The sequence below is a fragment of the Mycobacterium sp. TH-M116 genome (genome assembly GCF_057473685.1).
In genome coordinates this window covers 1-8870 of record NZ_JBYCLC010000237.1, presented here as the reverse complement: position 1 = coordinate 8870, position 8870 = coordinate 1, and the positions used below count along the sequence as shown (strand labels likewise).

Sequence of the window (8870 nt, the reverse complement as noted above, 5' to 3'; positions counted from 1 at the left end):
CCTCGCTGTGGTCGAGCACGTACACGTCGTAGCCGATCCCAAGGCGCACGAGCCGGTCATCCCCGGTGAAGGGGCGCACATCCGCCTTGAGCATCTTTCGTCCCAACAACTTCACGTTCACGCCCCCTTCCGGGAGCTGTCGGCGCTCACGACTGCGCCTCGCCCTCCACGAGCAGCTCGCCGCAGGCGAAGCAATGCACGCGACCGCAGTCGCAGCGATCGCGTCGCGCATCGGCGGGGCTCTCGCAGGCCGGGCAGGAGGACGGAAAGTCAGCGGTCATGCGGTTTTTTCCTTTCGGGGCCGTGATGGTTTGGGCAGCTGTCCGGCGATGACGCCGCCGGGTCGGTGGCGGCCGCGCAGCCGGGCGGTCCATGCGGTACAGGCGTCCAAGGCCGGGCAGGCGTGGCAGAGTTGCACGGCTTGCTGGTGCCGAGTCTCGGCGTCCTCGGCGTCCTCGTCACCGCGCCGGTCGTCGAACAGGTCAAATCGGCCCCTGCATTCGGCGTCGGAGAGTTTCGGAGCGCCGGCCAACACGCTGGCCAGCAGCTTGACGACGCCTTCGGGGTCGAACCACGCCGCGGTGGTCATGGCCCCTCAGTCCGCTGCCGACGCCGGCTGATCGTCAGGCGGCGGATGTATTCGAGCGGCAAAGGCCCCGACTGTTCGTGCGCCACGTCGCAGCACTCCGCGTCGTAGCGAACGTCCGGGTCGCCAAGTGCGCGGCCCTGTGCCAGGACGAAATGTGTTGCACCATCGGAGCCGATGACGGTCGCAGCCGCGTAATCGGGGAGCCCGACGTCACCCAGGCCGACGCACCGAGCGCGGTCAGGGAGGTCGAAGTAGTCGGTCACCGCTCGGCCGCCATCGCCTTGTCCCTGCACGGTTTGCATTTGCTGAAGGACTTCGCTTCGGGGGTCACTAGGCGGTTGCCGCAGGCGCAGCGGCGGTCCTCGGCGGTGCCCTCCGGTTCGTCGCCGAACAGGACTCCGCTTTGCGTTCTGGACTCGTCCGTGACAACCGTGACATCCGTGACAACATCGGATACTGGCAGTTCAAAGGGCATTTTTGCTGTCACGGATGTGTCACGCTTGTCACGCGCGTTGGATCTATCCGTGACGCGCTGACCTGCAATGTCACGGTTGTCACGGTTGTCACGCACAGGAGCGTCGGGTAGGTATCGGTGCCACGCCTGCCGAAGTCCATCGTCGCCGTCGACCTGGTACCCCTTAGCGCGCCGTTCGCCGATGCGGATGGTGTTGGACCGCACGCCGTAGCGCTTCAATTCCTTTGCTAGGCGCTTCTGGTCGAGGGGCTTGCCCCAGAGGTCAGACCACTCCGATTCGTCGTCGGCGGTCAGCCCGGCCACAAGGTCGGTCGAGAACATCCGGTCGCGCTCACCGAACACAGTCCGCGCGTCGCGCAGCAGGCGCACGCCGAATGACAACTCGTCAGGGTCGCTGTCGAGCACGAAGTAGCGACAGGCCGCGCGGGCCCGCTCGGGCCAACCATTGCCGGCCGCGTCGGCAATCGCCAGCAACGATTCCCAGCATTCAGCGGGCCGGTCTCGCACCCCTTCGGGCATGGCGGGCCTGGCCGCCGCCAGTGCGTCGAAATTGGCGGCGCCCCAGCGCTGCATGCGGTCGCGCAACGGCGCAGCGGCGACGGCGGCGTCACGCTCACGAAATTCGGCAACGTGCTCATCGGGTGCACGCCGGCGCATATGGAACACCGCGGCCGCTCGGTCGAGGATGGTCCTGGGCATCTTCCCGGCCAGGCCCGCCAAAGCGACCGGAGCGAAAACTGGGAACTCCACCACCTTCATGTTCTTGGAGTCGCCTTCACAGCGGTCAACCGTCGCGCCGCGTTTGTAGCCGGCGTTGAAAAGAGCCCGCAAATCTTCAGCTTGTGGGCTGCTCGTGCGACTCCATATCGCGTCGGCCTCGTCCTGCAGGACAGTGGGCGGGTTGTCGTCGGCCGCCGCAATCCGACGATACAAAGCGGCCGTAGTCGTCGATAAGGTCAACTTCGCGTTGCAACAGAGCAGCGCCAGCACTTCCAACACGCGGGTTTTGCCAGTGCCTGGCTCTGGCGAGTCGAGCACCAGGCGGGGTGTCACGTAAAACGCACCGACACACCAAGTGTGAGCAGCCCACAGGCACAAGACCGTCAAGTGATCCGGGGTCGGCAGCGCCAGAAACGGCCCGGCGAACGACTCGATGTCGTCGAGCAGCTCGGCGTCGTCCGGGTCGTCTTCGGCATACCACTCGCGCAGCTCGTCCGAGCGATCCTGGGTCATGACGTCACCCGCTTGGTCCACGCGTTAGCCTCGCGGAAGTCGTTGCGCTGTCGGATTTCCTGCGACACCTTCGGCCAGTCGACGGCGCTGGATACAGCCTTCGAGGCGTCAGCACGGCCTTCCTGGTTCAGTTCCAGCCGCAAGGCATGATGCTGCGCAGCGTCGAGCAGGGCGGCCCACTTCGCCGGGTCGTCATGGGCCAGCGAGCACCAGGCCGGCGTACCGGCCATCGGCCAACCGTCGACTTGGTTCAGCACCGCGGAGACGAACTCGTGCACGGACCACCACGAAACCGCCCGAGACGCGGTAAGGTTGGAATCACAACGGGATACGGGAGCCGCCTTCGGGCGGCTTTCGTTTTGGGTCATTAGGCCGCGTCACCGCCGCCCAGCTCGGTCCTACGGCGCCGCGCCTTAGCCGACTTCAGTGCAAGTCTTTTGAAATGCGCTTTGCGGGCGTGCTCGGCGCGCCGCGCCCGCTCCTCGGGCGTGAGTTCCCCATCGGGGTCGACCATCCGCTCAAACCTGTCGAGCGCGGCCTTACGCGCGGGAGCTGTTCGAGCGGAACGATTTTCGGTGCGTGCCCATGATTCGTGGACTGCTATTTGGCCGCGTAAAGAACGCTCTGCTGCCGTGAGCGGCATCTTTTCTCCATGCAGAGATAGGCAGGTCCGTGAGGACCGCCGATGATGCCGCCACCGGAAAGTTGGTGTCGGGCCGGATTAACTCTCGTCCGGCACATAAGCCACGTTGGGCTTAGGTCAGTGTAGTACAGCGCCGAACGATCTCGGCGTACAGCGCACGTTCGGCGTGTCGGCGCCCGTCGTCGTCTAACGATGTAAAGCACGCGATTCGGTGGCCAAGCTGTGAGACGACGCCTTTGATGTCGTCGATGTCGACCGTGAACTGTTCAGCGCTTTCTAGTGCTTCGAGAATGACGGCAAGTGTGGTGCCGGAGAGGTCTACACCCGCGGCGAGATGAACGCTTTTCTTACTCAGCGGCTCATCTGTGCTTAAGCCGAGTGCACCCTCGCGCTGGGCGTGAAGCGGCGTTAGGTCGAGGATGGGGCTAGTCTTAGTGCCCCCGGCTACTCGGTGGGCCTCGTCGAATTGCTTGAGAGTGAGTGGCGTCTCGGGGCGCCACTTGCCCGGGCCGTCTACTTCCGGGAATGCGGGCGCGAAGCTGTGCAGTTTGCGGCGTCCGTGTCTACCCTTTCCGTGGCCGCGCCGCGTGGCGACGCTGACTGTGATCGGGTAGCCGTAACTGTGGTGACTGCTCACACGTCCCCCAGGTTTAACCCACGGGCTTCGGCGGCCGCGCGCTCGGCCGCAGTGGCCCGGGTGTACCGGTCGATCATGTCGCGTGTCGACCACCCGGCCACAGCCATCAGGCCACCCTCGGAGCCGCCGGCGGCCAGCCAGCGCGAGGCCGCGGTGTGCCGCAACAGGTGTGGGTGGAAGTTGGGCAGCTCGGCCAGCTGCGCGCGGTACTTCAGTGCCGAATGGAGGCCGTAGTACTCGAGGTTCTTGCCGCGGTCGCCGAGCCAGAGCGCATCGGTATCGGCGAGGCGGTGGGTGCGCCGGGCGCGTAGGTAACGGTCGATCGCCCGGGCCGTCTGGTCCCCGAATGGCGCGATGCGGCCCTTGCCGCCCTTGCCGCGGCGCACGGTCACGATGCCGCGGTTGAGGTCAACGTCGGGCACCGTCAAGCCGGTGACCTCTCCGGCGCGCATCCCCGTTTCGGCCATCAGGCGGATGATCGCCTCGTCGCGGCGGTCCCGGAACTCCTTACCGGCGCACGCCTTGATCAGCCGGCGCAGCTCGTCCTCGGTCAGCGACTCGGTGACCTTGGCGTCGAGCTTGGGGGCCTTGAGGCCGAGCAGGGGATCGGTGTCGATCTCGCCCTCCTCTTCGAGCCATGCCGAGAACCGACGCACCCCGAGCTGGCGGGCCCGCGCGGTCGCGGGCTCGGCCCCGGCGTCGAGCAGATCGGCCACGAAGCCCTTCACTAGATCGCGGTCCAGGGCGGGGGAGTGGTGATTGTTCTCACACCAGCGCAGGAACGCCCGCACGCCGTCGCCGTAGCTCTTGATGGTCTGCGGCGACTTGCGCTCGGCGCGCAGCGCCAGCTCCCAGGACGGCAACAACGCGGCCAGGTCGAGAGCCGGAGGTTTGCGACGCGCCACGCTGATATCTTGACTGGTAGCGCTGTACATGTCTACTATTTCGGAACTGGCCAACAAATCCGCTGGTCAGCACAGTAATCGGGAGTGTCGCTCAGTCCAGGTAGTCGCGCAGCACCTGGGAACGGCTGGGGTGGCGCAGCTTTGACATCGTCTTGGACTCGATCTGGCGAATACGCTCGCGGGTCACCCCGTAGACCTGCCCGATCTCGTCGAGAGTGCGGGGCTGGCCGTCGGTGAGCCCGAAGCGCAGCCGTACCACGCCGGCCTCGCGCTCCGACAGGGTCTCGAGCACCGACTGCAGCTGGTCCTGCAGCAAGGTGAACGACACCGCGTCGACGGCCACCACGGCCTCGCTGTCCTCGATGAAATCGCCCAGCTGGCTGTCGCCCTCGTCTCCGATGGTCTGGTCCAGCGAGATCGGCTCGCGGGCGTACTGCTGGATCTCGAGCACCTTCTCCGGGGTGATGTCCATTTCCTTGGCCAGCTCCTCGGGAGTGGGCTCGCGGCCCAGGTCCTGGAGCAGCTCGCGCTGGATGCGGCCCAGCTTGTTGATCACCTCGACCATGTGCACGGGGATGCGGATGGTGCGGGCCTGGTCGGCCATGGCGCGGGTGATGGCCTGGCGGATCCACCACGTCGCGTAGGTGGAGAACTTGTAGCCCTTGGTGTAGTCGAACTTCTCGACCGCGCGGATCAGCCCCAGGTTGCCTTCCTGGATGAGGTCGAGGAACGCCATGCCGCGGCCGGTGTAGCGCTTGGCCAGAGAGACGACCAACCGCAGGTTGGCTTCCAGGAGGTGGTTCTTCGCGCGATCGCCGTCACGGCAGATCCATGTCATGTCTCGGCGCTGGGCTGCGGGCAGTTTGTCGCCGCGGTCGGTGATCTCGGTCATCAGCTGTGTGGCGTAGAGCCCGGCCTCGATCCGTTTGGCCAGCTCGACCTCTTCCTCGGCGTTGAGCAGCGCCACCTTGCCGATCTGCTTGAGGTAGGCGCGAACCGAGTCGGCGGACGCGGTGAGTTCGGCGTCCTTACGTGCCTGACGCAACGCTTCGGATTCGTCCTCGTCCCACACGAAATCGCCGGACGCCTTGTCCGTCTCGGTCGGCTCGGCGATCTCCTCGTCGTCTTCGGCGGGAGCCGTCACGGCCGCGTCGGCGGAAGCGGGGGCGGGGGCGGGGGCCTCGTCCTCGGAGGTGCCCGCGTCCAGGTCGGCGTCATCGCCTTCGTGTACCGCCTCGTCGTCGAGGTCATCGAGGGCGAGGTCGGCGATGTCGATCTCCTCGCCCGGCTCGTCGACGAGGTCCGGCTCGGTGTCCAGCTCCTCCCCGGTGTCCTGGGCGGTCGCGTCGGCCGGCAAGTCCCCGGTTACCGCTTTGCTGCCGCGGGCGACTCGGGTTTTCGGCGTGGTGCTCTTTGCGGCGGCGCGGGTCGTCTTGTCGTCGCCGGCCGCCGTCTCGGCTTCGTGATCCGCGGACTTGGTGTGCCGCGGCGCCGACTTGCCGGCCCGCTTTGCGGGCGCGGTCCCGTTGGCGGACTTCGCCGGCGGCCGTTTGGTGGGTGACGCTGGTGACTTGGTGGCGTTGCGCTTCACCGGTTCCTCGGTGCTGGGTTTGGTCGCTGCCACGTACACCCCTTCGGTCGGATTCACTTTCGGCGCTCTGGGCATCCTGAACCGAAAGTGTCTGCTATGTCGAATGTCGGCGTCGGATATCAGCGTCGCTGCGCTAATGGACTTTGGGCTGCCGCCGAACGCCATTGTAGCGATACCGGGTGCTCGGACCGCCCGACCGGGCACATTTCAGTGCTTGAGGTCGTGCGTCACGGTGGCGCCCGCGGCCATGGCGGCGCCCACGATGCCGGCGGTGTTCTCCAGGGCCGCGGCCACCACCGGGGTGCGGTTCTCGAGCAGCGGGATCCACTTGTCGGCCTTGCGGCTGATGCCGCCACCTGCGATGAACAGGTCGGGCCAGATGGCGTTCTCGATGGCTACGAGCACCCGGGTGACCTGCTTCGCCCACTTCTCGTAGCTCCAGCCGTGCTTCTCCTTGACCGACGACGCCGCCCGGTGCTCGGCCTCTTTGCCGCCGACCTCGAGGTGGCCGAACTCGGTGTTGGGTATCAACGTGCCGTTGTGGATGAGGGCGGAGCCGATCCCGGTGCCGAACGTCAGGAGCACGACTAGTCCGGCGTTGCCTTTGCCCGCCCCGTAGTGCTCCTCGGCGAGTCCGGCCGCGTCGGCATCGTTGACGATCGTCACGTCCTGACCGTTCAGTTCGGCGCTGATGATGTCGCGGGCGTTGGCGCCTATCCAGGACTTGTCGACGTTGGCCGCGGTCTGGACGACGCCGTGGGTGACCACGCCCGGGTAGGTCACCCCGAGCGGACCCGTCCATCCGAATCCGTCCACGACCTCGGCGATGGCTTTGGCGACAGCTGCCGGCGTGGCCGGCTGGGGGGTCGGCACTTTGATCCGGTCGCCGACCAACAGCCCGGTGTCCATGTCGACGATGCCGCCTTTGATGCCGCTGCCACCGACGTCGACGCCGAATCCACGACGTAGCGTCACACCGGCGACCGTCGTGGGGCCAGGTGAGTCGGTGCTGGTCATCGAGTCTCCTCGGCGGGGAGAGGTGGGGGGTTGTCCGGCTCACCTTAGCTTGGCGGCGACGCGAGCTGCCGCTTCGGCGCGGTCGTGGCGATTGTGATGCGATGGAGTGGTGACGGGAACCGACGACGACCCTGCCCAGTTGCGCTCGGTAGCCCAGACGCTGGTCACCGAGGCCGCCGCGTTCGTGCGGCGCCGCCGCGATGAGGTGTTCGATGCGGCTGCGGGTGGCCGCGGCGACGGCGCGGTGCGCTCCAAGAGCACTCCGACCGATCCGGTCACCGTCGTGGACACCGAAACCGAGCGGCTGCTGCGAGATCGGTTGGCGTGCCTACGTCCCGGTGATCCAATCCTCGGGGAGGAGTGCGGCGGGCCCGCCGCGGACGCCGCACCCGACGGTGCGGTCACCTGGGTGCTCGACCCCATCGACGGCACGGTGAACTTCGTGTACGGCATCCCCGCCTACGCCGTGTCGGTCGGCGCCCAGGTTGACGGTGCGTCGGTGGCCGGGGCGGTCGCCGACGTCGTCGCCGGCCGGGTGTACTCGGCGGCGGCCGGTCGCGGCGCGTACGTCACCGACGGGCACGAGTCGCGTTCGTTGCGGTGCACGGCCGTCGATGATTTGTCGATGGCGTTGTTGGGCACCGGGTTTGGATACTCTGCGACGCGGCGCGCCGCCCAGGCCGAGCTGCTCGCCAGGATGCTTCCGATGGTGCGCGACGTGCGCCGCATCGGCTCGGCGGCCCTGGATCTGTGTATGGTCGCCGCGGGGCAGCTGGACGCCTATTACGAGCACGGCCTGCAGGTGTGGGACTGCGCCGCCGGCGGGTTGATTGCGGCTGAGGCCGGGGCTCAGGTGGTGTTGCCGCCCCGCGGCATCGACGGGGCGGGCCTGGTGCTGGCCGCCGCGCCCGGGATTGCCGAGGAACTGATCGCGGCCCTGGAGCGGGTCAACGGGCTGGACCCGATCCTGGACTGAGCCGCGCACTCAGCAACTGCTGGCGTGGACCTTCTGCAGCAGCATGGGATCCGACGGCTCGGTGGCGCCGGGGCGCAGGCTGGCCAGCACGGTGTCGATGTCGTCGTTGTGCGCCAGCGTGCCGAAGTCGGTGCCCACCGCGAGGTCGACGGAGTCGTCGGCGCGGTTGTCGTTGAACAGTTCCGTGCACGGCGCCACCAGCCATACCGCCGCGGCGGTGGCTTGTCCGGCAGTGCCGAAACGGATCTGGCCCTGGCAGTTCAGCCGCGTGCCGGCGTAGATCGGGTCGTTGGCGGCGGTCGGCTGCGCGAAGCCCAAGTCCTTCATCGCGCCGGCGACGTCGGCGGCTTGGCCGCCCCGACCGCTGGCATTGAGAACCCGCACCTTGGTGTCGGCGAGCTTGGCCGGTGACACGTCCATCATGGCCGTGCGCGAAACCTGCTCGCCGAGTTGCGGGCGAGCCGACCCGGGCGGCTGGGGCGGCGGATTACACGCCTCGGCTTCGTGCACTTTGACGGGTCGCGTCAGCGCCACGGTCCATGCCACGCCGGTCGCGACGATCATCAGCACGAGCACCACGATGGCCGGTCGAGGGTTGCGGCGCCGAAATGGCCGACCGTGCTTGTCGAACGCTGTACCCTCTGTGATTTGTGCGACCACAGGTGCACTCTAGTCGCTCGCTGATCACACTAATTTGAGGCCGAACGCAAGACTCAGTTTCGACTGTGACGCAAATCACGCATTAACGGGTCGAGATTTGGGCACGAATAGTTTGGTGGATGCGTTCGACGCTGGTACAAAGCG

Annotated in this window: 11 protein-coding genes; 1 reads left to right on the top strand and 10 read right to left on the bottom strand. The window is 67.1% G+C overall.

Going from position 1 to position 8870, the window contains the following annotated elements:
* Positions 1-146: 146 nt before the first annotated feature.
* The 9 genes from AC2VOK_RS11950 to ppgK all read right to left on the bottom strand — a co-directional run bounded on the left by AC2VOK_RS11950 (position 147) and on the right by ppgK (position 7090).
* The gene (locus AC2VOK_RS11950; RefSeq protein ID WP_428900652.1) at positions 147-281 is read right to left on the bottom strand and encodes a hypothetical protein; all 135 of its coding nucleotides are present in this window, start codon (positions 279-281) and stop codon (positions 147-149) included.
* Positions 278-589, bottom strand: coding sequence for a hypothetical protein (locus tag AC2VOK_RS11945; RefSeq protein ID WP_428900651.1), 312 nt, complete (start codon positions 587-589; stop codon positions 278-280). Before AC2VOK_RS11945 ends, AC2VOK_RS11950 begins: the two co-directional genes overlap by 4 nt.
* Positions 586-852, bottom strand: coding sequence for a hypothetical protein (locus AC2VOK_RS11940; RefSeq protein WP_428900650.1), 267 nt, complete (start codon positions 850-852; stop codon positions 586-588). The genes AC2VOK_RS11945 and AC2VOK_RS11940 overlap by 4 nt, the downstream gene beginning before the upstream one ends.
* Positions 849-2297, bottom strand: a complete 1449-nt coding sequence (locus AC2VOK_RS11935; protein ID WP_428900649.1) for a DUF3631 domain-containing protein — start codon at positions 2295-2297, stop codon at positions 849-851. The genes AC2VOK_RS11940 and AC2VOK_RS11935 overlap by 4 nt, the downstream gene beginning before the upstream one ends.
* Positions 2294-2665: a DUF2742 domain-containing protein gene (locus tag AC2VOK_RS11930; protein WP_428900648.1), complete on the bottom strand. Its 372-nt coding sequence runs from the start codon at positions 2663-2665 to the stop codon at positions 2294-2296. Before AC2VOK_RS11930 ends, AC2VOK_RS11935 begins: the two co-directional genes overlap by 4 nt.
* 387 nt (positions 2666-3052) lie before the next feature.
* Positions 3053-3577 (bottom strand): hypothetical protein, encoded by a 525-nt coding sequence (locus tag AC2VOK_RS11925; RefSeq protein ID WP_428900647.1) that lies wholly within the window; start codon positions 3575-3577, stop codon positions 3053-3055.
* Positions 3574-4482 carry a tyrosine-type recombinase/integrase gene (locus AC2VOK_RS11920; RefSeq protein ID WP_428900646.1) on the bottom strand — a complete coding sequence of 303 codons (909 nt, stop codon included), beginning with the start codon at positions 4480-4482 and terminating at the stop codon, positions 3574-3576. The genes AC2VOK_RS11925 and AC2VOK_RS11920 overlap by 4 nt, the downstream gene beginning before the upstream one ends.
* A 91-nt stretch (positions 4483-4573) precedes the next feature.
* Positions 4574-6106: an RNA polymerase sigma factor gene (locus AC2VOK_RS11915; RefSeq protein ID WP_428900645.1), complete on the bottom strand. Its 1533-nt coding sequence runs from the start codon at positions 6104-6106 to the stop codon at positions 4574-4576.
* A gap of 174 nt (positions 6107-6280) precedes the next feature.
* Positions 6281-7090 (bottom strand): polyphosphate--glucose phosphotransferase, encoded by an 810-nt coding sequence (ppgK, locus tag AC2VOK_RS11910; protein WP_428900644.1) that lies wholly within the window; start codon positions 7088-7090, stop codon positions 6281-6283.
* 109 nt (positions 7091-7199) lie between these two features.
* Between ppgK and AC2VOK_RS11905 the strand changes: the two genes are divergently transcribed.
* Positions 7200-8066, top strand: a complete 867-nt coding sequence (locus AC2VOK_RS11905; protein WP_428900643.1) for an inositol monophosphatase family protein — start codon at positions 7200-7202, stop codon at positions 8064-8066.
* A 9-nt stretch (positions 8067-8075) separates the two neighbouring features.
* Here the strand turns inward: AC2VOK_RS11905 and cei are convergent, their stop codons facing one another.
* The gene (gene cei / locus AC2VOK_RS11900) at positions 8076-8726 is read right to left on the bottom strand and encodes an envelope integrity protein Cei (RefSeq protein WP_428900642.1); all 651 of its coding nucleotides are present in this window, start codon (positions 8724-8726) and stop codon (positions 8076-8078) included.
* Positions 8727-8870: the final 144 nt, after the last annotated feature.

What these genes read in the sequence shown, in the direction of transcription:
- AC2VOK_RS11935 (WP_428900649.1), bottom strand. Translation starts at nt 2,297, where the DNA reads ATGACCCAGGATCGCTCGGACGAGCTGCGCGAGTGGTATGCCGAAGAC.
- ppgK (WP_428900644.1), bottom strand. Translation starts at nt 7,090, where the DNA reads ATGACCAGCACCGACTCACCTGGCCCCACGACGGTCGCCGGTGTGACG.
- AC2VOK_RS11950 (WP_428900652.1), bottom strand. Translation starts at nt 281, where the DNA reads ATGACCGCTGACTTTCCGTCCTCCTGCCCGGCCTGCGAGAGCCCCGCC.
- AC2VOK_RS11930 (WP_428900648.1), bottom strand. Translation starts at nt 2,665, where the DNA reads ATGACCCAAAACGAAAGCCGCCCGAAGGCGGCTCCCGTATCCCGTTGT.
- AC2VOK_RS11945 (WP_428900651.1), bottom strand. Translation starts at nt 589, where the DNA reads ATGACCACCGCGGCGTGGTTCGACCCCGAAGGCGTCGTCAAGCTGCTG.